The sequence below is a fragment of the Chryseobacterium sp. UNC8MFCol genome (genome assembly GCF_000482305.1).
Taxonomy (GTDB): Bacteria; Bacteroidota; Bacteroidia; order Flavobacteriales; family Weeksellaceae; genus Chryseobacterium; species Chryseobacterium indologenes.
The window spans coordinates 410,030-432,562 of sequence record NZ_KI535291.1; the positions used below are offsets into that span (position 1 = coordinate 410,030).

Here is a 22,533-nt window from a genome sequence, read left to right on the forward strand (position 1 = left end):
TCAAATGCTCTATATTTGTTATTAATGAACGACGAACAGCTATTCCTGCTCATCCAGAAGGCCAAGGAAAAAGACCAGAAGGCCCAGACTAAACTCATTAATATTTTTTGGGTGGATGTTTTCTCATTTGTGATGAAGAAGGTAAGGGATGAAAATGATGCAGACGAAATCACGGTCAATGTTTTTTCCAAAGTTCTATCAAAGCTTGACATGTTTGACCCGCATTTTCAGTTTAAAACATGGGTTCTGACCATTGCCCAGAATACAGTAATCGATTTCTGGAGGAAGAAAAACCGCGATAACGAAGATGCTGTTGAAAACCTTGATGAAGTCAAAAATCAATACGCAAAATCGCCCGAAGAGCTGATGATTTCTGATGAGGAGCAAAAGAAAATCATTAAAACCATAGAATCTCTCGATGCCAACTATCAGGACATTATCAAACTGAGATTTTTTGAAGAAAAAAGTATCAAAGAAATTGCCGAAGAACTGGGGATTTCTGTTGCAAACACAAAAGTACGCGTGATGCGCGCCAAAAAAGTCCTTGCCGAGTTGTTAAAGAACAATGAATTTGATGATAATTAAACCCAACCATTCAATGGAAACGGGCCTTAGCCCGCTTACTAAAAATTAAAATTCAAAATTGGCTTTAGCCAAAACTTAAATCTTCCGGCTTTTATTTACAGATAAACCTTTTCCTTCGTTTTTGGAAGTGTAAACTCTATATGTTCCTTCTGTCTTCTGTTTTGCAAGTTGAGTTTTATTCCTTTTTTGATGTACGTTTCCTGGGTAGATTTACCGTACTCTTCCGTATTTGCAACCTCTTTTTTGAAATTAAGCTGTCCTGTTGACAAGTTGAAATCTACTTCTGTGGAGTATTCTTCAGGTTTTCCGTACTCCGAAAAATACCCGATTAACTCAAATTGTCCGTTCTGAAAACGATATTTGTCGGTATGTCCCCATCTCCAGGTGCTACCACCTGCCTGTGTAATCATTAAAATGCCTTTTTCAATAGTGGTATTCTGGTAAGGATCTCCCATCATACCACCGGCATTGCTTTCCAGGATCGCATGTCTTGATTTTTCAAGCACCGTCCATTTGCCTTTAACCTTTTTCAGAATCTGGATTTCACGGATATTACCGGATTCATCTTCACTTTCATCTTTTGTATTGTAAATAATTACTTTTTCAGGAATTTGATCCCCATCAAGGTCACCTTCTACAGTTTCAATAATGGTAGATCCGGCAGGTTGAAATTCTTTTTGGGCGAAGCATAATGCACTTCCAGTAACGGATAAAGCGAAAAGTATCTTTTTCATGGATAAAATTTTGTGGGCGAAATTTACAACGAAATTTTGAATTATTATTTCCATCAATATTTCCGGTAGATGGTTTCCATTAAAAAATCCTTAACTTTGAACTTCAATTTTAGAAATGGAAAATTCAGTTCAAGACACTACCGTTCAAAAACCAAAGTGGATCCGAGTAAAACTTCCTACCGGAAAAAACTACCGGGAGCTAAGAACTTTGGTTGATAAATATAAATTAAACACAATTTGCCAAAGCGGAAGCTGCCCAAACATGGGAGAATGTTGGGGAGAAGGTACAGCCACTTTCATGATTTTGGGAAATATCTGTACGAGAAGCTGCGGATTTTGTGGAGTGAAAACAGGAAAACCCCTGGATGTAAACTGGGACGAACCTGAAAAAGTAGCACGTTCGATCAAATTAATGAAGATCAAACACGCAGTGCTTACCTCTGTAGACCGTGATGACCTGAAAGATATGGGATCTATCCTGTGGGGAGAAACCGTCAATGCTGTGAGAAGAATTTCTCCGGGAACAACCATGGAAACACTGATTCCGGATTTCCAGGGAATTACAAAACACCTTGACCGACTGGTAGAAGTTGCCCCTGAAGTAATCTCTCACAACATGGAAACCGTAAAACGTCTGACAAGAGAAGTGAGAATCCAGGCTAAATACGAAAGAAGCCTTGAGGTTTTAAGATACTTAAAAGAAGCAGGACAAAGAAGAACCAAAACAGGTGTCATGCTTGGTTTGGGAGAAACAAGAGATGAGGTTTTCCAGACGATTGAGGATATCAGAAACGCCAATGTAGACGTTATTACCTTAGGACAGTATCTTCAGCCGACTAAAAAACATCTTCCGGTGAAGAAATTTATCACGCCTGAAGAATTCGATGAGTTCGGAGATTTTGCAAGAAGTTTAGGATTCAGGCATGTTGAAAGTTCTCCTCTTGTAAGAAGTTCTTACCATGCAGAAAAACATATTCACTAAAAATAATAAAACCGCTCAACAATGAGTGGTTTTTTTATTGATCATAGGAGCGGGCTTTAGTCCGCTTTAAAAATGTAAAAAATTCATCCGGCTTTAGCCGAAACCTATTATTCCATCTAAAAATCAATTGTAATTTGTGGATTAAAATTCTTTATGGCATGATGATTCCCGTGTGATCACCCCAATTCTTCCATTGATTTCAATCGCTTTGAAATGTTTCTTTTTAAACTCCGAAGGCGTTTCACCGGTATGCTGCTTGAATAATTTGTTGAAATAGGAAAGGCTTTCAAAACCCACCTGAAAACAAACTTCTGTTATAGAATAATCTTTCAGCAAAAACACTTTGGCCTGATTGATCCTGTAATTATTGACAAAATCTGTAAACGTCATATTCGTCTGCTTTTTGAAATAACGGCAGAAGGCTGGCGTGCTAAGGCTCACAATTTGGGCAATCTCATTTACATTGGGCTTTTTATCATGATTTTCATGAATATAATCATAGATCGTTCCCATTCTTATTTTATCATTCAAAAACCATTTGATCCTTGTATCTTCTTTGTTGAGTTCCTGTACTTCACTTGAATCAGCGAGGATTTGCAGTATCTCAATCAGTCCCATCAGTGATTCGAAAGAGCTTTTATCCCGCATCCGTTGAAGTTTCTCAACCACAATTCTTTTGGTTTCACCCGAAAATGACAGCGCCAGATATGATCTTTCCAAAAGATTTTTAATATTCTCAAACTCCGGAACAGGGAGAATAACATCGTGAAGGAAATTTTCCCTCATTTGCAATACCAGCTGATTACACTCTGTCTGGATACCATAATCGAAATTAAGATGAGGTACATTGGCACCGATCAGCAGCAGATCACTATCCGTAAATCCTGAAATATTTTTTCCGACATGCCGGATTCCGTTTACGGCTTCTACATATACCAACTCAATCTCAGGATGGTAATGCCAGAAAAAACAGTTCTTAAAACTGGGTGAAAAAAGCTTGAATGATTTTCCTTTTTCAAACTCAATAACTTCTTTCTGGATTTTCATTTTGTTCTGTTTTGATTGTTTGTGGATTTAAATTTACATAAAAAGGTTAATGTGGAGCAAATTTTTATCATTTTAAAAGAAGTGAAATTCAATCTTTCTTTCGAATTTTGCACTTTCAAATAATGATTCAGAAAAAAGAACATACTCATGAAGATTGATAAAAGAATTATACCGCTGGCAATTGGCGGTTTAGGGATAGGAACAACGGAATTTACCGTGATGGGATTGTTGCCGGATATGGCAAAAACGTTACAGATTTCGATTCCGCAGGCAGGACACTTAATTTCTGCTTATGCCATGGGAGTTGTTATAGGAGCTCCTCTTCTGATAGGATATTCTGTACAATTTCCACCTAAAAAGGTTTTGATGGCTTTCATGGTGCTTTTCACTTTATTTAACGGACTTTCTGCCGTAGCACCAGATTATACGTCAATGCTGATCATAAGATTTATGTCGGGACTTCCTCATGGAGCATTTTTTGGAGTCGGAACTGTGGTGGCGTCGAAGATGGCAGGGAAAGGGAAGGAGGCATTCTATATTTCCATGATGTTTACCGGGCTTACAGTAGCCAATCTGGCCATGGTACCTTTGGTAACTTATATCGGACATATTTACCATTGGAGATGGTATTTTGCTATTGTAGCGGTAATCGGGCTTTTTGCTTTATTATTTCTAAAATTATGGTTACCTAATATGGAAGCCAATCAAAATACCCACTTCCTGGAAGAATTGAAATTCCTGAAAAATAAGCAATCATGGTTGGTGCTGGGAATTACAGCAATAGGATTTGGAGGGCTGTTTACCTGGTTAAGCTATATTACTCCTTTGATGACGGGGATCTCCGGTGTGCAAAGTGATCAGATGGCTTATGTGATGGTTCTTGCCGGTGCCGGAATGGTGGTCGGAAATCTCGTGGGAGGACTTGTTTCAGACAAGCTTGGCCCTGAAAAAACTTGTGCTCTGTTGATTTTCCTGATGATGATTTCATTGACCGGAGTGTTTTTCCTCTCTGAACATCAGAATATTGCTTTTGTACTGACCTTTATGTGTGGCGCGTTATCCATGTCTATTGCAGCACCGATCAATATTATGATGATGAAAGCAGCCCCGAAAAGTGAAATGATGGCTGCCGCTTTTATGCAGGCAGGTTTTAACATTGCCAATGCCCTGGGAGCTTTTCTTGGTGGAATTCCATTGGAATACGGATTACCCTTCAACTATCCTTCGCTGGTAGGAGTAGGAATGACATTTATCGGGTTGGCAATAAGTGTACGATATATGTATGTGTACGGTAATCATTCTGGCGAAGAAGAAACTGTAGCAGAATGTGTGTCTTGCGATAAATAAACAGAAAGTTTTGATCAGAAAGATAAGAAACTGAATGCAAAAGCAGCTGATTCACTATGAACCAGCTGCTTTTCTTTTTGTATAAAATAATGTTATGCCTCTACTTCATCTCCATTTTTGCACCAGTAGAGCGCATTGTATAAGTTTTCTTTTGGGAAAGATTTAAACTCTCCCGGCATTACAACGCTGAAAATGTCTGTGAAATTTTGTACGCCTTCTTTATCCGTTACAATTGCCGTACGATTCCATTTGGTAAGATTCGTTAATCCCAGTAAAACATCTTCAAGCCATGCCCCCATGGTAAACTTATCCAGATCGGTATCCAAATACAATAAGTAATTCAGTTCGCCAAATTGATCTACTTTCTCTTTGACACGCGGAATTACCAATTTTTCAAAATCTTCTTTCGTCACTTCTCCCGTTGCATTGAATGCTGCAACATTCTCCGGAGCTTCTGGAATAATTGTTATCATAATCAATATTTTATGGTGGTTTAGTTATAGGTGCCAACAATAATTACACCAATGAACGCTCGTGTGGTAGTTAAAATATTCACAAATATTCCTATTTTAGTTCAAAATATTAATTATGGATTTGAAATCGAATGAACCTTTCTGGCTTTTAAAAAATGGATTAATCGCCTCATACCCGTCTCTAAAATCCGATGAGGAATGCGATGTCCTCATTATTGGTGGCGGAATCACCGGAAGCCTGATTGCCCATCAAATGATTAAAGATGGATACCATACGATTTTAATTGACCGACGTGAACTTTGCAACGGAAGTACGTCTGCCACCACTTCAATGTTACAATATGAAATAGATGTTCCTCTTTTTGAACTGATTGAGAAAATCGGTAAAAAAGGAGCCATTGAAAGTTATAAAGCATGTTCTGATGCAATTGACCGGGTAGAGAAACTCGCAGGGCTCATTAAGTCTGATGCCGGATTTAAACGGAAGAAGTCATTGTATTTCGCTTCCAAAAAGAAAGATACAGAATGGCTTCAAAAAGAATATCAGGCAAGAAGGGACGCGGGGTTTGATGTGAAATGGCTCAAGAGTGAACAGGTTTTAAAGCAATTCGGATTTGAAAATACCTACGGCGGAATCTTATCCAAACAAGGAGCGAGCATCGATGCTTTCCGATTTGCTCATGAATTGTTCAGACACAATGTAAAAAAAGGTTTGAGAATCTTTGATAAAACCGAGATGGTGAAAGTACAATATCACAAAGGTTTTAATCTCGTTTCAACGGATAAAGGATATCAGATTAAAACAAAAAAAATCATCTATTGTATCGGCTATGAAAGTAAAAATCTGATCAAAGAAAACTTTGTGGATTTGAAAAGCACCTATGCTGTAGTTTCTGAAATCGATAATGATAAATTTAAAAATATCAGCAATACATTGGTCTGGAATACTGATGATCCCTACATTTATATGCGAACCACAGATGATGGCAGGCTTCTTATCGGCGGAGGTGACGAAGATTTTTATGATGCTGAAAAACGGGATTCCCTACTAGAGAAAAAGGAAAAAGAAATTATAAAATCACTTAAAAAAATAAAACCTGACTATGATTTCTACCCTGATTTTGTCTGGGCCGGAACTTTCGGAGAGACAAAAGACGGGTTACCCTACATCGGTGAACATGAAAAATTTAAAAATTCATATTTCGTCCTTGGCTTTGGCGGAAACGGGATTACCTTTTCAGCAACAGGAATGGAAATGACTTCTCTGTTTATGAAAAATAAAAAACATCTGTTATCAAAGTATTTTAAATTCGGAAGATAGCAGAAACAGTCGTTGTATGCCTTCGCTTAGAAAGAATCAATTTCATTGATCAACTCTTTGTTTCTTAAAATATAAAGCATATTAAAAAGTAAAAGGTGGCTTCAAAAACTGAGGCCACCTTTTTTAGCATTATCTGTTATAATATTGTATCTGCATGTCTTTCGGATACTTTACTTCATAGGAGAAGTTGATTTTATCCGATCCTCCGGAACCGATATTCTTATTCCACAGGATGCTTCCTGTTTTCTCATCGAGATTTCCACCACCGGAATCAATGGCTTTTACCTGGATTTTGGAATTTTCACTGATCGGAAGCTGATCAAGAATTTCCAGCTCAATATTTTCTTTGGTATTATTTCTAATGTTGATCTGATACGATTCATTTTCCCATTTATTAGAATTCATCGCTTTTTGAGAAGTTTTATCTTCGAGCTTGATTCTCTTAACGGTAATTCTTTCATCCACACCAAGCGAAATCGGGAACTCATCTTTTACGTAATTGTTTGTCATGGTTGTTTTTCCGATATAATTATCTTCAAAATAAATATTTGCTTCTCCGTTGATCAGGTTAAGGTTCTGCCAGTTTTTTACAAAAGCCATGAGAAACACATGATTATTAATCTTAGGAACCGTGTGATATTTATAAGTAGCATCAATTTGTCTTTTATCGAGAATAACATACTGCTCTTTTTCCTGGCTCAGAATCGTTTGGTTATAATTCAGTTCATACATCACGTTCATCTGATTGTCAGAAACAGAAGCAACCGGGATTTGGCTTGGTTTTACAGCGATGTCTTCTCTCATCTGGTATGCATTCACTGCAGCAGTTTCTTTTTTAAGCCTGTAGCTTGAAGCTATTTCGACCTGTGGACTGTAAGGTGTATATTCCGCGACATATAAAGGTGATAGTATAGGACGATCCTGATTATACGATGGTCTGTAGGTGGAAACAAAAAGTTTCACATTCTTCCAGTCCTGTCCGGTTTTTTGGTAGATTTTTCCTTTATACACAATTTCAAGAGGTTTTTTTACAGATTGTGCCCGGAGGTCATATGACGGAACCCAGCCGGCATCAGAAACAATATAGCTTACCCCAAGATTCAGATTGGTATCATTATCAGCCAGGATTTCCAGTAAAAGTTCCTTTCTGTTGGTGTTTTTGTGGGTTTGTTCTTCAGCAGATTGTTGATCAATCTTTGCGATGCCTTCATCCAAAGTTGTTTTTTGTTCATTTAACAGGAAAACCTGATTATCGATTTCAAGCATTCGTTTTCTGTAGAACTCTGTAAGCTTGATGAGTTGTTCCTGTGGACTAGATTTATCGTTTGTCGAAATTTTTAGATTATCATTGATGATAGTTTGCTCCCCGGTCAGGTTTTTAATCTGAATATTCAGCAGACTGGCCTGTCGCTGAAGTTTTTTCCTTTCCTCATCCAGTTTCTTTTCAGCACCGGATAATTCATCTGTTTTTAAAAAATTACTTTGTGGTGTAATGGAAAGAAGGGTCGTACTTTTTTCAAGATTGATTTTGTAGGTATTCTCATCCAGATTGTTGGGTAGATTGACAATTCTCACCATATTTCGTCCTTTTTGAAGGCTGACACTGGTACTGCCATATACTTTTGCTCCCTGAAGGAATACAGTGGCCTGCTTCACTTCAATTTCCTTTTTGATTTCCTGGGCCGTGATCAGCGAAACAGAAAATGTAACCAGGATTAAAAGATAACGTTTCATCGTTTATTATTTTAAATTATACTGTAAAATTATCCCTAAACAAGGCTGAAAACTCGGGAACTTGGTGAAACTGTACTTTGACTTGGTGAGTTTTAGAACAACATATTATCTACAAATACACGAACGATAAAAATCTATTATAATCTATGTGTCTATGTGGTAAAATATAAACCACATAGGCACATAGACAATCAGAATAACTTAAAATATACTGATTGGTTAAAGCTAATTGTACTGTCGTTGCTAAATAATAAAAAGCTGCCACACAATGTGACAGCCTTTGCTAAGTTTCTATTTTAAAGGATTTCGTATCTCGTTTTGATGCTGTATTTAAGCTTGATATTTTCGATATTGTCAAACGAATAATCTAGCGGAGCATCTGCCATTTCCATTTGCACATTGGCCATTCTGCCTTTGTAAGCGAAAGGCATGATAATATCGCTGGTATAATCTTCTATTTCTACAATTTCAAGAGCACTTCCCGTTTTTTTACCCATGCTTTCCAACAGGTAGTCTGCCTTTTCTTTGGCGGCTTTCAAAGCATTGATTTTGACTGCTTTTCTAAAGTCTGCAATTTTTGTGCTTTTTACCTCAGCAATATTCAGGCTGCTTACCCATTTCTGGTTAAGGTCTTCAAAGATCTTACTGATGTTTGCCTTTGTACCAATCTTAAACTGATAGTTTTTACTGAATTTCGCCGTTTTGGAGTAGATATTCTGGTACATAGATTTAAACTTGATATCTTCATTCTTCACTCCGGCACTCTTTAAGGTCTCAAATAATTTCTTTTCATTATCTGCCAGATCATTTTTATTATCTGCCTTTATTCCGATGCTGAATATGATTTCATCAGGTTCTACTTCCATTTCGGCAACGCCTGTTACTTCAATGCCATTTTTCTTTACTTCCTGTGCGCTTGCAAAGCTTCCCAAAGTTAAGATTCCGATCAATAAAAAATGTTTCAATTTCATAATTTCTTGTTTTTAAATTTTAAATTCTGAAGTAAAATTAGTCAGTTCTGAAACCAAAAACCGGGAGACTTGGTGAAACTGACTTTTCACTTGGTGAATGACTACGAAAAAAGCAACCTGTAGAAGATTGCTTTAAAAAAATGGAATATGGAATGTAAAGTGAATCGTTATTTAATGAAGAAAGTACACCTTTGATATCTTATCATTTTTGATTTCATAGATGGCTGTAGCTTCTACTTTTTGACCGGGTCTCATTCCTGAAACACTTTCCTTATCTATGACCGTATTGCTATTGATGATCCTTTGTCTGATCTCACAATGCAGATCAGGTGCTTTTTTGAAAAGATTGTCATAGGTTTTTCTCATCCCTTCCTTTCCTTTGCTTACCAATGTGTTGGGAAAGTTGTAGATTTCTACATCTTCAGCGTACGGTTCAAGGAAGGCTTCTAAATTTCTTTCGTTATAGCCGTTTACCTGTTGTTGTACCAATACCTCGGGCGTTATTTTTAAAATTGTATGGGGATCCATGAGTAGCCCATTCTTTATTACGGTATCTATTTGGGTAAGGTGATTCAGATTCTCAATAGGATTGGCATTCAGGAGAACCAGGTCTGCCACCTTTCCGGTTTCGATACTTCCATACTGACTGTCTTTATTCAGGATTTTTGCAGGATTGATCGTTGCTGACTGTAAAATCTGCCAGTTGTCCATTCCGCTTGCTTTCATCATATTAAGTTCTTCCATAAAAGAAGAAGCGTGCTGGGTGCCGATATTTCCGGCGTCCGTACCTGCAGCAATAATCACTCCGCCATCCGTTAGTTTTTTCAGGTTAATTTTTCTGATAGAATCTACCTTGGAAACATAGGCTTTGATCTGAGGTGAGTTGAATCTTGTTTTATATTTTTTAATCCATGTCGAATCTGAAGTGTCCTGCAGATGTTTCAGGTCGGAAATCGAGCCTACACTTTTCGGATTGGAGTTTTCCAGCTCATAGGTATTGTAATGTTTTTTCTGACCATAGGTATCATAATAATTGTCTGATACAGTCATCGTAGGACAAACAATCACTTTTTTAGATTTTAAAAGCTTAACGAAATCATCGGAAACCACCTCATCTTCAATATTGTGAACAAGATAATCGGCTCCGTTTAAAACAGCTGTCTGCGCAGTAAAACGTTCCGTAGCATGCACAGCGACCTTTAAATTGTTCTTGTGAGCTTCATCAATAGCAGCTTTGACAACCGGCTCCAGCTTTTTGGCTTCTCCCTCTTTTTTCTGAGCTTCCCCCAGTACGATATACCATATTTTAATAAAGTCTGGTTTATAAGGAAGCTGTTCCTGAACATATTTCCTTGCATCTTCGGTGGTCAGAGTCAGTTTAAAAGGTTCATCCTTTCCGAGGTTTTTGAAAGCATCAGGCTCATATGTTGTAATAAGCGGACCGGACATATAAACGGATGGCAGGTTTTCTTTCTTTTTCAAAGAATCTCTGAGCTTTAGAAAGTTGTAAGTAGCTCCGGGATCAATCACAGAAGTTATACCCGACCGAAGATAATAGTGAAGGAAATTTTCCATATTCTGGTGACCCCAGTCGATTTCCTCCTGATAAGGAACATGCTTTTTTAGATTAAGCGCATCAGGCCTGGTGTACAGACCGCCACTCTGAAAAAAGTGAATGTGGGAATCCGTCATTCCGGGGATAAGGTATTTTCCCTGACCATTGATCACCTGCGAGTTTTGAGGAATTTTAACCTGTTTACCGGGCTTTACAGCTGTAATAGTGCCATTGGTGATGATGACCGTTTGGGAAGGCAGCATCTTTTTATGGATGACATCCGCAACGGTTACATTTTGAATATAAGTTTGTGCCTTCATGCTGCTCATGCAGAAAAAGACCGCCACAATGATAAGTTGGAATTTTTTCATGATGTCTATTAGATGAAGTAAAAATACAAATATTATTACAAGCAATATTCAATTACCTGTTGATGTTCAAGTGACCTTATTATGAAAGACTTGGTGAAAGGAGGTTTTGACTTGGTGAAGAATGAAAGAAGATCGCTAAAGTTTTACTTACTTTGCAGTAAAGATCCGAAATCCGTGAAATTGATTTTTAAATTACTATTTTTATTCATATTTGTCAGTGCCGCAATGGTGCAGGCACAGGATAGTACACGGGTTACCCAGGCTCTTAAATCAGCCGCAAAACTGAAAAAAGCGGTAGATAAAAATGATAATAAAGGAGTAGCCGATGCCTATGTTGGCATGGCCAATGATTATTACAATCAGGGAAATTATGCCAAAAGTGAAGAGTTCCTGATCAAAGCTAAAAACCTCTATCAAAACCTTAACGATAAAAAAAATCTGGAAGCTGTCACCAGAAAACTGGCCCAGTCACAGGAAAAACAGAATAAAATAAGTCCTGCCATCAGCAATTACAGCATGGCTGCCCAAATGGGATATAGTGAAAAAAGCCGGACGGTGAATTCCAATGATGTGGCCAGGCTTTCTTCTCCCACTCCCGAGATGAAGGCTGAGGCCATTCAGAATAATATCAATCTCAGCAAAAAAGAAAACGTACAGGCCGAAGTAGCAGCTGGATACAGCCAATTGGCAGACGTGAATATTCAGCAAAAGGATGTTTCCAAAGCAGAAGAAAACCTTAATGCCGCTTACAGGATTTCAAAGAAAGAAGCTCCTCAGCAGGCCTTGGAAATCAATCAGAAGCTGGCGGATCTGTATGTGGAAAATAAAAAATTTGATAAGGCTATTGAAGCAAAAAAGAAAGTGCTGAAAGAAGACTTTGTGAAAGAAAACTCAAAGGAAAAAGTCAATCAGATTCAGGAGCTGGCAAATATTTATATTAAGAAAAATGATCCCGAGGAAGCGGTCAGTTTATTGAAAAATGCTTACGGCATTGCCCTGAATAAAGGGCATACCATGGAAGCCCAGAAAAGTGTGAAAAAACTGGACAGTTTATATGCGATCTCAGGAAATACCGATGCTTCGGTTCATCTCTACAGGGATTTTCTTGGAAGATTGCCGGATCTGGTATCAAAAGACAGAAGCCTTGTCGACAATAAAATTCTTGCAGATACTGAAGAGAGGGTTTCGCAGCTGGAAAAAGAGAAAGAACTGAAGGATGAGCTGATCCGTAAGAAAAATGTTTTCAATTACGGATTAATAGGAGCTTTGGTATTGTTGACAGGACTTATTGTGATTATTTTCAGAACCCTGAAAAAAGTTCAGATTAAAAATAAAAAGATTGCCCTTCAGTCGCTTCGCCGCGAAATGAATCCACATTTTATATTCAACAGCCTGAATAGTGTCAATCATTTTATTGCCACGAATAATGAACTGGAGGCCAATCAGTATCTTACAAAATTTTCCAAGCTGATGCGTGGCGTGATGGAAAACTCCACAGAAGATTTTATCCCTTTCCAACAGGAACTGGATCTTCTTCAAAACTATCTTGCCCTGGAAAAAACACGTTTTGCAGATAAATTTGACTATGAAGTTGAGGTGGATGAAAACCTGAATATGCAAAACCTCCAGGTACCCGGAATGCTGGTGCAACCTTTCCTTGAAAATGCCATCTGGCACGGATTGCGTTACCGGACAGACAAGGGTTTTTTAAAACTCAATTTCGAAAAAGATGAATCTTTCCTGAAGGTAATTATTGAAGACAACGGCATAGGGATTGAAGAAAGTAAAAAGCAGAAAACTGCACATCAAAAGACCAGAGAGGGCAGAGGAATGAAAAATACCCTCGAAAGAATTCAGCTGCTGAATGATTTATATAAAAAAGAGATCACCTGCTCTGTAAAGGATAAAGAAAATAACGGTGGAGTTCTGGTAATAATTAAAATTAATCTGGGCTGAAATCAGTCAGATATCCTTAATTTGCAACCGTAATCTACCACTTAACACCTGATTCTGATGAAAATAAAAGCCGTCATTGTAGATGATGAAATAATGGCAAGAGAAGTACTGAGAAGCTATCTCACGAAATACTGCCCGCAAGTTGAACTGTTGGGAGAAGCAGAAAACATTAAAGAAGCAGTCCCGTTAATTACTGAAAAGCAGCCTCAGCTGGTATTTCTGGATGTAGAAATGCCTTTTGGGAATGCCTTTGACGTATTGGAAGCAACGAAAGATTTTTCCTATGAAACCATTTTCATTACTGCATTTTCACAATATTCTTTACAGGCCTTAAATAAATCTGCAAGTTATTATATCCTAAAACCTATCGATATCCAGGAATTGATCCTTGCCGTCAATAAAGTTGCTGAAAGTCTGGAAAAGAAAGAAGAGCTGAACCGGAACAAAATTCTCCTTGAAAATCTGAAATTAAAGCCGGAAAAACAACAGCTTATTCTTCCCACTTTACAAGGTTTTGATGTCGTGAAAACTGAAGATATTGTCCGCCTGCAGGCAGATGGAAACTTTACGCAGGTATATCTGACTGATGGTTCCAAAAAGATGGTATGCCGTTTTTTGAAACATTTTGATGATTTGCTGGAAAGCCCGTTTGTGAGAGTTCACCGTTCTCATATTATCAATACTACATTTGTGAAATCATACCATAAAAGTGGAACGGTAATGCTTGCTGATGATACTGAAATTGAAGTTTCAGGCAGCTTTAAGGATAATTTCCTGAAAGTTTTCTCCTAGAATTTATTGTTCCTTAACAGCCTAAAGGCATTATTTTTGACGGTTTTATCCTAACCATTACAAAATAATCAGGCTATGAAAACGGTTCACAAAATTATACTTCCCGTCTCTCTGGGAGCTTTGGCACTCATTGCTTTTAACTCATATTCGGTCGGAATTCCAAAAGGAGCTGTTGCTGTGAAGGGTTTTGATCTTAAAAAATATTTGGGAAGATGGTATGAAATCGCCCGATTCGATTACCGCTTCGAGAAAAATATGGATAATGTCACCGCTGAATATTCAGAAAACTCTAACGGAAGTGTGCGTGTCCTTAATAAAGGATATGATTACACCAAGAAGTTGTGGCAGGAATCTATTGGAGAAGCAAAATTTGTAAAAGATCCTAAGGAAGGCCGGCTAAAAGTTTCTTTTTTCAAACCCATCTGGGCAGGATATAATGTGATAGATATTGATGAAGACTATCAATATGCTCTTGTTGCCGGCAGCAGTCTTAAATATCTGTGGATTCTTTCCCGAACAACCACTATCCCTGAAAGTATCAGACAGCGTTTTTTAGAAAAAGCAAAAAGAATAGGTTATAAAACTGAAGATCTGATCTGGGTAAGACATAATCAATAAAACGAAGAAGTCTGAGAGAATAAAATAACAAAGTAATAAACTGACTTAGGAAGCAGTAGCGTTAAGAAAATAGAGATTGAATCCGTTAAAAAATTTCCACTGTCTGAGCATGGATGAGATTTTGAGTCGAAAAGAATCGTTGGATTCCATGCGAGTTTGGAAATTTTAGGAGTCAATCTTTATTTTTAGCGGATGATTCCAGTCTTGAATTTTTGTATACTTTTGTTTCAAGACAAAAGTATAAATAAGAAAAAAAAGTTCAATTTACATCCTTATACTCTATGTTTATATCCAATTTTTAATTTAGATAGGGATTAATCTAAATTTAGTTTTGAGTCTGATCTATTGCTTTTAACTTCCCACATACTCTTTCCATTCTTCAAAACGGTAATCAATGACCTGTTTCATCAGATCATAGTTTTCATACGTATCTTCGATATGATAAAAGGTGTCGTATTGGTAATCATTTTCTTCAGCTTTGGTATCAAAAAGATTGACATAATCATCCGCAAATGAGCTGTATTTATTTCCAAAATCAGTATCGTCGGCATAATAATCTTTTGCAAAACTGTTTCCCAGGTCACTTAAGTCAGATTCTGAGAATTTTCCGTCGCGTGATTCCATCACAAATTCTGCTCCTGTGATTTCCCTTCTTTTTACTTTTTCAATTTCTTCCGCACTATCTTCCTTTAACTCTTCAGAAATCAGATCATTATTGATACACCAGTTCAGGAACATCCCGGTGTGGGTAGCTCCGTTTTTCTGGGGAAGTCCTTCCGGAAAATCTCCGCCATAATGCCATGAAGCATCATCATATTTAGACATATTCTTTAATTATAGTTTTAAACAATTTTTGCCAAAAATAGAAAAAATCAATTTATATTGTCGGTCACAGAGAATTTTCCGTCATTTGTATCAGAATTTTTTCGAAAACAAAACATGGAAAACGCAGTTCTGATTACCATTGGCGACGAGATCCTTTCCGGAAATACAGTGGATACCAATTCCAACTTCATCGCTACCGAACTAAAAAATATAGGCATTAAAGTGAAGCAGATTTTCACAATCTCTGATGAAATTGAAACCATTAAAAATACTTTGCATGAGGCTTTTGAACTGGGAGATCTCGTGATCACTACAGGTGGACTGGGGCCAACAAGAGATGACAAAACAAAAAAAGCTTTAGCTGAATTTTTTGAAGATGAAATTGCTCTGGATGAGGTTACTTTTAATCACCTTAAAGATTATATGCAAAGACGCGGAAGAGCAGATATTCTGGAAAGAAACAGAGAGCAGGCTTTTGTTCCTACAAAATCCGTCGTTTTTCAAAACCACTTTGGTACCGCACCATGTATGATGATGGAGCAGAACGGAAAACTGTCTTTCAGCTTGCCCGGGGTTCCTTTTGAGGTAAAACCATTGATTAAAGATCAGATCGTTCCGTATTTACAGGAAAAATTCAGTCTTCAGTTTATCCATACCCGGATCGTTTCTGTGGTAGGTATTCCTGAAAGTATTCTTGCAGATATTATTGAGGACTGGGAACTGGCTCTTCCTGAAAATATAGCTTTGTCTTATCTGCCGGTTGGAACACGGGTGAAGTTAAGAATCACAGCATCCGGAGAAAGTGAAGACGCATTAAAAGAGCAGACTGAGAATGAAATACAAAAGTTGCTTCCCCTCATTGAGAAAAACGTGATTGCCATATCTGAAGACAAAATTGAAAATATTCTGGCAGAAATACTTACTGAAAGAAAACTGACGATTTCCACAGCAGAGAGCTGTACCGGAGGTGAGCTGGCCAAAATGATTACCTCTGTTTCCGGAAGCTCAAAATATTTCCTTGGAGGGATTGTTCCTTATGCTACAGAAAAGAAAATCAGGATTTTGAATGTTTCCGGAGAAACCGTAGATCGGTTTACCGTAGTGAGCGAGCAGGTTGCCCGGGAGATGGCAGAAGGTTGTCAGATATTGTTTGATACCGATATTTCCCTCTCTACAACAGGAGTGGCCGGCCCGGGAAAAGGAGAAGACGGAAAAGATATAGGAACAGTTTTTTACACGATAAAGATCAATGATGAAGAAGTAACCTCAAAATTATACATGCCCCATCTGGAAAGGACAGACTTTATGAATTTCGTTTCCCAGAAGGTGATTCAGGATCTGGTAGGCCTTTTGGTAAAGAGCTAGGAACCAGCGATTTTTTTTAATATTTTTTTAATGAATTTTAAGGTAGATTTTCACACTTTTTGAAAACATTCATTAAAATTTTAAAATCGTGGAAAATTCCAAACAGATTTTTCAGACCAACAGTAAGAAACGCTGGAAAAGCGTACAATGGGGGAGCCGCTTCTTTATTTTTGTAGGAGCTCTGCTATTTCTTGCTTTAGGGCTGATGATGACACTGGACAGAAGTCCGAAAATTCCTTTCAAGGAAGACTATAAAGCAGTGATTACTGCCAATAAACCTTATCTTCAGGAGAACAAAATTTCAAAAGAATATAAAGGCTTCAGAAGCTTTATTTCCGAAAAGACAATGCATACCAGTCTTGCTAAAATTGAAAAGGCAAGAGAAGAAAGATTTAAAAATCAAAACAGAAACTGGGCACAATTTCCCGGAGGAATCCGTTCTGCTTTTTATGTGGCATGGGATCCGCAATCGCTGATGTCTCTGAAAAGAAACATCAGGCATGTCAATCTGGTCTTTCCGGAATGGTTTTTTATTGATCCTAAAACCGGAGATCTGAAAACCAATGTAGATCCGGAAGGGTATAAAGTTATCAGAAGAACCGGTGTGGCAGCCATGCCCATGTTAAGTAACAACTTTGACCGGGAATTCCGTGCTGAGGGTTTAACCAAGGTACTTAATGACCCGAAACGAAGAACCAATCTGATTCAAAAAATTACACAGCAATGTAAAAAATACCGTTTCAAAGGAATCAATATCGACTTCGAGGACATGAATCTGGATTCTGATGAAAATCTGATAGCTTTTATGAAAGAACTTTCAGAAACCTTCAAACAGAACCAGCTGCTTGTTACCATGGATATTATGACGGATAATGATGATTATAATATTCCGGGATTAGATCCTTATGTGGATTATTTTGTACTGATGGCCTATGATGAGTATTCTCAGGGCAGTGATGCAGGACCGGTTTCTTCCCAAAAATGGATTGAAGCCCAGACAGGGAAAATGATAAAACAAACCTCACCCCAGAAGATTATTCTCGGTCTCGGTGCTTATGGTTACGACTGGAGTTCCAATAAAGATGACAATACTTCCGTTACTTACATGCAGGCAATTACCAAAGCCAGTGCCAGTAAAGCGGTTATTGATTTTAATGATAATACTTTTAATCTCAATTACTCTTATACCGATTCTAAAAATAATATGCACACGGTATTTTTCAATGACGCAGCCTCTGTCTTCAATACGATGCGTTTCTCATCGGAATATCCGTTGGCCGGAACCGCTCTCTGGAGATTGGGAAGTGAAGACAGCAGAGTGTGGAACTTTTATGATAAAGATCTTACGTTTGCAGGTCTCTCCAAACTTAATCTGAAAACACTGGAAAATGTAAAAGGCCAGACAATGGTCGATTACATTGGTGATGGTGAGGTTCTGGATGTACTGAATACGCCTCATGACGGAAAAATTGCCCTGGAAATTGACCCTAAAGAAAAGATCATTACCGATGAAAACTACGTTACCTACCCAAGCTCATATGAGGTGAAAAAATACGGAAGTGCTCCTCAAAAAGAACTGGTGCTTACATTTGATGACGGGCCGGATGAGACTTACACACCACAGGTATTGGATATATTGTCCAAATACCACGTTCCCGCAGCTTTCTTTCTTGTCGGATTAAATGCTGAAAAAAATCTTCCCCTGGTCAAAAGAATTTATCGTGAAGGCCATGAAATAGGAAACCACACATTCACCCATGAAAATGTTGCTAAAGTAAGTCCTGAAAGAGCTTTGCTGGAATTAAAATTAACCCGTCTGCTGATAGAGTGTGTGACAGGCCACAGTACCATTCTTTTCAGAGCACCTTATAACGCAGATTCTGAGCCTACAACTTCAGAAGAAATTATTCCCGTAGCGCTGGCCAGACAACAGAATTATCTTGATATCGGGGAAAATATTGACCCCGAAGACTGGCAGCCGGGCATCAAAGCTGATGAAATTGTAAAACGTGTAATGGCCGGAATCAGACAGCAGAGAGGTAATATCATCCTGCTTCATGACGCAGGCGGAGATACCAGAGAAGAAACGGTGAAAGCTCTAAAGATTTTAATTCCGACACTGCAGAAACAAGGATATCATTTTACCAATCTTACAAATATTTTGCATAAAAGCAGAAGCGAGCTGATGCCTGAAGTTCCCAAAACAAAGTCTTATTACATCATGCAGCTGAATTTGGTTTTAGCCACAGCAATTTATGGAATCAGCCATTTCCTGGTTGCCCTGTTTACAATCTTTATCATCTTAGGATTGATCAGATTGTTGTTGATGGCGTACTGGGCTTTTAAAGAAAGAAAAAAAGAGAAAAAACTCGGTGAGTTTCCGGTTCTGGAATCTTATCCGAAAGTATCCATCATTGTACCGGCCTATAATGAAGAAGTAAACATTGTGTCTTCCCTCACCAATTTGTTGAAACAAACCTATCCTAATTTTAATATCATCATGGTAGATGACGGAAGTAAAGATTCAACCTATGATAAGGCAAGAGAAGCGTTTCCTGATCATCCGAAACTGGAAATTTTCACCAAAGCCAATGGCGGAAAGGCTACCGCGTTAAACTATGGTATATCACAGACTGATGCAGAGTATGTCGTTTGTATTGATGCAGATACCAAACTGCAACAGGACGCGGTAAAATACCTGATCGCAAGATTTTTAAATGAAGGTCCGGAAGAAAAGATTGCCGCTGTGGCAGGAAATGTAAAAGTAGGAAACAGGGTCAACTGGCTTACAAAATGGCAGGCAATAGAATACACGACAAGTCAGAACTTTGACAGACTGGCCTACGCCAATATCAACGCGATCACTGTAATTCCGGGAGCGATAGGAGCTTTTAAAAAATCAGTGATCAGAGAAGTAGGAGGATATTCTTCAGATACATTGGCGGAAGATTGTGATATTACGGTAAAGATTTTAAAAGAAGGATATACCGTTGCCAATGAAAACAGGGCCATTGCAGTAACGGAAGCACCGGAAACGGCGAAACAATTCCTGAAACAACGTTTTCGTTGGACCTACGGAATCATGCAGATGTTCTGGAAACAGAGACAGACCTTCCTTAACCCCAGATATAAAGGATTGGGACTATGGGCCATGCCGAATATTTTATTATTCCAGTATATTATTCCATTCTTCTCGCCACTGGCAGACATTATAATGGTACTGGGAATTTTATCCGGAAACGGAGGCAAAATATTCACTTATTACCTTATTTTCCTTGTAGTAGATGCTTCCTTAGCTTTAGTGGCATTTGTAATGCAAAGGGAAAAACTGAGTAATCTGCTGTACATTATTCCGCAGCGGTTCGGCTACAGATGGCTGATGTATATAGTACTGTTTAAAAGTTTAAGAAAAGCATTGAAAGGCGAAATGCAGTCCTGGGGATTCCTGAAACGAACAGGAAATGTGAAGGAGATAGCAGCTTCTTAGGGAGAGGCGGGAAGTTACCTACAATTGTTGTTTGAGTGAAATTTCCGTTCAGATGAATTGGGAAAAATAATTGGAGCATTCATTATTGATAACTTCCATTTTTCCCGCTCCTTCAGGCCTGGCATGTAGGTTTTTATGAAGTTGTGAGTTTGTGTTTAATTTTTTTTCACAAAAAAGTAACAAAAAAGAAATAAATCATACATATTGTATAAATTGTTATCATAATGAAAAAATTAACGCTTTCTTTGTTTTTAATAGCAGGGATCTGCTCTCAAAATACCATGAGCGCACAAGCTAAAGCTGCAAAAGTAGCTGTGAATACTACGGATAAAGGCTTAGACCTTAGTTTGATGGACACTTCCGTTCGTCCACAGGATGATTTTTATAACTACGTAAGTGGAACATGGATGAAAACTGCCAAGATTCCATCTGATAAACCAACGTGGGGAAGTTTCAACAAATTGGCTGAGGATACGGATAACAATTCCATGACCATTCTGAATTCTCTTCTGAAAGATAAATTTGCTGACGGAAGTGAAGGTAAAAAAATCCAGGATCTCTATGCTTCCTATATGAATATGCAGAAGAGAAATGCTGACGGAATCAAGCCTATTCAGGAAAACCTGGGTAAAATCGATGCCATCAAAAATATGGCTGACCTTCAGAACTATCTTGCTTCTGTAACAAAAGAAGGAGAAAACAATTTCTACGGATGGGGCGTATATGCAGATTTGAAAAACTCTAATATGAATGCCGTTTATCTGGGAGAAGCTTCTCTGGGATTAGGAAGAGATTATTATCAGAAAGTCAATGATAAAAATACAGAAGCTATTGCTGAATATCAGAAATATGTAGCTTCTATGCTAACTGAATTAGGATACAAAAATGCAGATGCCGCAGCAAAAGGTATCGTAGACTATGAAAAAAGCATCGCAAAAACTTACCTGACTAACGAGCAAAGCCGTGACAATACGTTACAGTACAACCCTCAGACAATGGCTGAACTTTCAGCTTTGGTAAAAGGAGTTGATCTTCCTGCTTACCTTAAAAAAGTTGGAGTAAATACCGATAAAATTATCATCGGAGAATTAGGATACTATAAGAACTTTGATAAATTGGTAAATGCCCAGAATCTTCCTGTCATCAAGGATTACCTGAAATTCCATATGATCAACGGTAGTGCTTCTTATTTAAGTGAAAAACTTGGAGATATGAAATTTGCATTCTTCGGGAAATACTTAAGAGGTCAGCAGGAACAAAGAGCATTGAATAAGAGAGGTTTTGAACTTATCAACAGAAATCTTGGTGAAGCTTTCGGAAAATTATACGTTGAAAAATATTTTCCTGCAGAAGCTAAGGCTCAGATGGTAGAACTGATCGATTACTTAAAGAAAAGTTTCGCTGTTCACATCAACAACCTTGCATGGATGTCTTCTACTACAAAAGAAAAAGCAATGCAGAAGCTGAACAAGTTTACAGTGAAAGTAGCTTATCCGGACAAGTGGAAAGATTATTCAAAACTACAAATCACTCCTGAAGCGAAAGGAGGTACTCTATATCAGAACCTTCAGAACGTTGCTGAATGGCAGTACAACAAAGACCTTGCTAAAGTAGGAAAGCCGGTTGATAAAACAGAATGGGGAATGACTCCACAAACTGTAAACGCATATTATAACCCGGTATTTAACGAAATCGTATTTCCGGCAGCTATTCTTCAACCGCCATTCTTCAACCCTAACGCTGATGCAGCTGTAAACTTCGGAGGAATCGGGGCTGTAATCGGTCACGAAATGAGCCATGGATTTGATGATTCAGGAGCTCAGTTTGATGCTGAAGGAAACCTGGTAGACTGGTGGACTCCTGAAGATAAAGCTAACTTCGAAAAAGCAACAAAAGCCCTGGCATCTCAGTATGATAAATATGAGCCTGTAAAAGGAACTTTTGTAAACGGTACATTCACAAACGGTGAGAATATTGCTGACTTAGGTGGGGTAAACATCGCTTACGACGCGCTTCAGATGTATCTGAAAGATAAAGGAAATCCAGGGAAAATCAGTGGATTTACTCAGGATCAGAGATTCTTCTTAAGCTGGGCAACCGTTTGGAGAACTTTATCAAGTGAAAAATATATGGTGAATCAGGTGAAGACTGACCCCCATTCTCCGGGATATTTCAGAAGCTTTGGTCCGCTCATCAACGTTGATGCTTTCTACAAAGCTTTCGACGTGAAAAAAGGAGACAAATTATACAAAGCACCGGAAGACAGAATCAAAATCTGGTAATAAAAATAGAAACCGTTCATCATTGGACGGTTTTTTTTATTCTTACTGCAGACTTCAAGCGTTAGACTTCAATTTTTACCCATAGCAT

17 protein-coding genes are annotated in these 22,533 nt (G+C 38.1%); 10 read left to right on the plus strand and 7 right to left on the minus strand.

Features of this window, described 5'->3' with window-relative positions; genetic code table 11:
- Positions 1-24 precede the first annotated feature (24 nt).
- Positions 25-585 (plus strand): RNA polymerase sigma factor, encoded by a 561-nt coding sequence (locus tag M030_RS0119735; RefSeq protein ID WP_027374983.1) that lies wholly within the window; start codon positions 25-27, stop codon positions 583-585.
- Positions 586-680: 95 nt separating this feature from the next.
- On the opposite strand, the gene M030_RS0119740 is transcribed toward M030_RS0119735, so the two are convergent.
- The gene (locus tag M030_RS0119740) at positions 681-1,319 is read right to left on the minus strand and encodes a hypothetical protein (protein WP_027374984.1); all 639 of its coding nucleotides are present in this window, start codon (positions 1,317-1,319) and stop codon (positions 681-683) included.
- Between the two features lie 115 nt (positions 1,320-1,434).
- On the opposite strand from M030_RS0119740, the gene lipA reads away from it, so the two are divergent.
- Positions 1,435-2,301 carry a lipoyl synthase gene (lipA, locus tag M030_RS0119745; protein WP_027374985.1) on the plus strand — a complete coding sequence of 289 codons (867 nt, stop codon included), beginning with the start codon at positions 1,435-1,437 and terminating at the stop codon, positions 2,299-2,301.
- A gap of 141 nt (positions 2,302-2,442) precedes the next feature.
- Here lipA and M030_RS0119750 read toward each other — a convergent pair whose 3' ends face one another.
- On the minus strand, positions 2,443-3,348 hold the full coding sequence (locus tag M030_RS0119750; RefSeq protein ID WP_027374986.1) for a helix-turn-helix domain-containing protein: 906 nt from the start codon (positions 3,346-3,348) through the stop codon (positions 2,443-2,445).
- Positions 3,349-3,495: 147 nt separating this feature from the next.
- Here M030_RS0119750 and M030_RS0119760 point away from each other — a divergent pair, with 147 nt between their 5' ends.
- Complete coding sequence (locus tag M030_RS0119760; RefSeq protein WP_027374987.1) at positions 3,496-4,695, plus strand: MFS transporter; 1,200 nt, start codon at positions 3,496-3,498, stop codon at positions 4,693-4,695.
- Between the two features lie 92 nt (positions 4,696-4,787).
- Here the strand turns inward: M030_RS0119760 and M030_RS0119765 are convergent, their stop codons facing one another.
- Positions 4,788-5,168: an STAS/SEC14 domain-containing protein gene (locus M030_RS0119765; protein WP_027374988.1), complete on the minus strand. Its 381-nt coding sequence runs from the start codon at positions 5,166-5,168 to the stop codon at positions 4,788-4,790.
- Between the two features lie 115 nt (positions 5,169-5,283).
- Between M030_RS0119765 and M030_RS0119770 the strand changes: the two genes are divergently transcribed.
- Positions 5,284-6,489, plus strand: coding sequence for an NAD(P)/FAD-dependent oxidoreductase (locus M030_RS0119770; RefSeq protein ID WP_027374989.1), 1,206 nt, complete (start codon positions 5,284-5,286; stop codon positions 6,487-6,489).
- A gap of 129 nt (positions 6,490-6,618) precedes the next feature.
- Here the strand turns inward: M030_RS0119770 and M030_RS0119775 are convergent, their stop codons facing one another.
- The 3 genes from M030_RS0119775 to M030_RS0119785 all read right to left on the minus strand — a co-directional run bounded on the left by M030_RS0119775 (position 6,619) and on the right by M030_RS0119785 (position 11,120).
- Positions 6,619-8,223: a DUF4139 domain-containing protein gene (locus tag M030_RS0119775; protein ID WP_027374990.1), complete on the minus strand. Its 1,605-nt coding sequence runs from the start codon at positions 8,221-8,223 to the stop codon at positions 6,619-6,621.
- Positions 8,224-8,519: 296 nt separating this feature from the next.
- Entirely contained in the window at positions 8,520-9,194 is a 675-nt protein-coding gene (locus M030_RS0119780; RefSeq protein WP_027374991.1) for an SIMPL domain-containing protein, read from the minus strand.
- Positions 9,195-9,365: 171 nt separating this feature from the next.
- Complete coding sequence (locus M030_RS0119785; RefSeq protein ID WP_027374992.1) at positions 9,366-11,120, minus strand: amidohydrolase family protein; 1,755 nt, start codon at positions 11,118-11,120, stop codon at positions 9,366-9,368.
- Between the two features lie 81 nt (positions 11,121-11,201).
- Here M030_RS0119785 and M030_RS0119790 point away from each other — a divergent pair, with 81 nt between their 5' ends.
- The 3 genes from M030_RS0119790 (at position 11,202) to M030_RS0119800 (ending at position 14,486) form a co-directional block, all read left to right on the plus strand.
- Entirely contained in the window at positions 11,202-13,076 is a 1,875-nt protein-coding gene (locus M030_RS0119790) for a histidine kinase (RefSeq protein WP_081806361.1), read from the plus strand.
- A gap of 57 nt (positions 13,077-13,133) precedes the next feature.
- Positions 13,134-13,868 (plus strand): LytR/AlgR family response regulator transcription factor, encoded by a 735-nt coding sequence (locus tag M030_RS0119795; RefSeq protein ID WP_027374994.1) that lies wholly within the window; start codon positions 13,134-13,136, stop codon positions 13,866-13,868.
- A gap of 75 nt (positions 13,869-13,943) precedes the next feature.
- On the plus strand, positions 13,944-14,486 hold the full coding sequence (locus M030_RS0119800; protein WP_027374995.1) for a lipocalin family protein: 543 nt from the start codon (positions 13,944-13,946) through the stop codon (positions 14,484-14,486).
- A gap of 351 nt (positions 14,487-14,837) precedes the next feature.
- On the opposite strand, the gene M030_RS0119805 is transcribed toward M030_RS0119800, so the two are convergent.
- On the minus strand, positions 14,838-15,311 hold the full coding sequence (locus M030_RS0119805) for a hypothetical protein (protein WP_027374996.1): 474 nt from the start codon (positions 15,309-15,311) through the stop codon (positions 14,838-14,840).
- A gap of 114 nt (positions 15,312-15,425) precedes the next feature.
- On the opposite strand from M030_RS0119805, the gene M030_RS0119810 reads away from it, so the two are divergent.
- From M030_RS0119810 to M030_RS0119820, 3 genes are all read left to right on the plus strand, one after another.
- Complete coding sequence (locus M030_RS0119810; protein WP_027374997.1) at positions 15,426-16,676, plus strand: CinA family nicotinamide mononucleotide deamidase-related protein; 1,251 nt, start codon at positions 15,426-15,428, stop codon at positions 16,674-16,676.
- Positions 16,677-16,764: 88 nt separating this feature from the next.
- Complete coding sequence (locus M030_RS0119815; RefSeq protein WP_027374998.1) at positions 16,765-20,163, plus strand: polysaccharide deacetylase family protein; 3,399 nt, start codon at positions 16,765-16,767, stop codon at positions 20,161-20,163.
- Between the two features lie 224 nt (positions 20,164-20,387).
- Complete coding sequence (locus tag M030_RS0119820) at positions 20,388-22,445, plus strand: M13 family metallopeptidase (RefSeq protein ID WP_027374999.1); 2,058 nt, start codon at positions 20,388-20,390, stop codon at positions 22,443-22,445.
- Positions 22,446-22,533 lie beyond the last annotated feature (88 nt).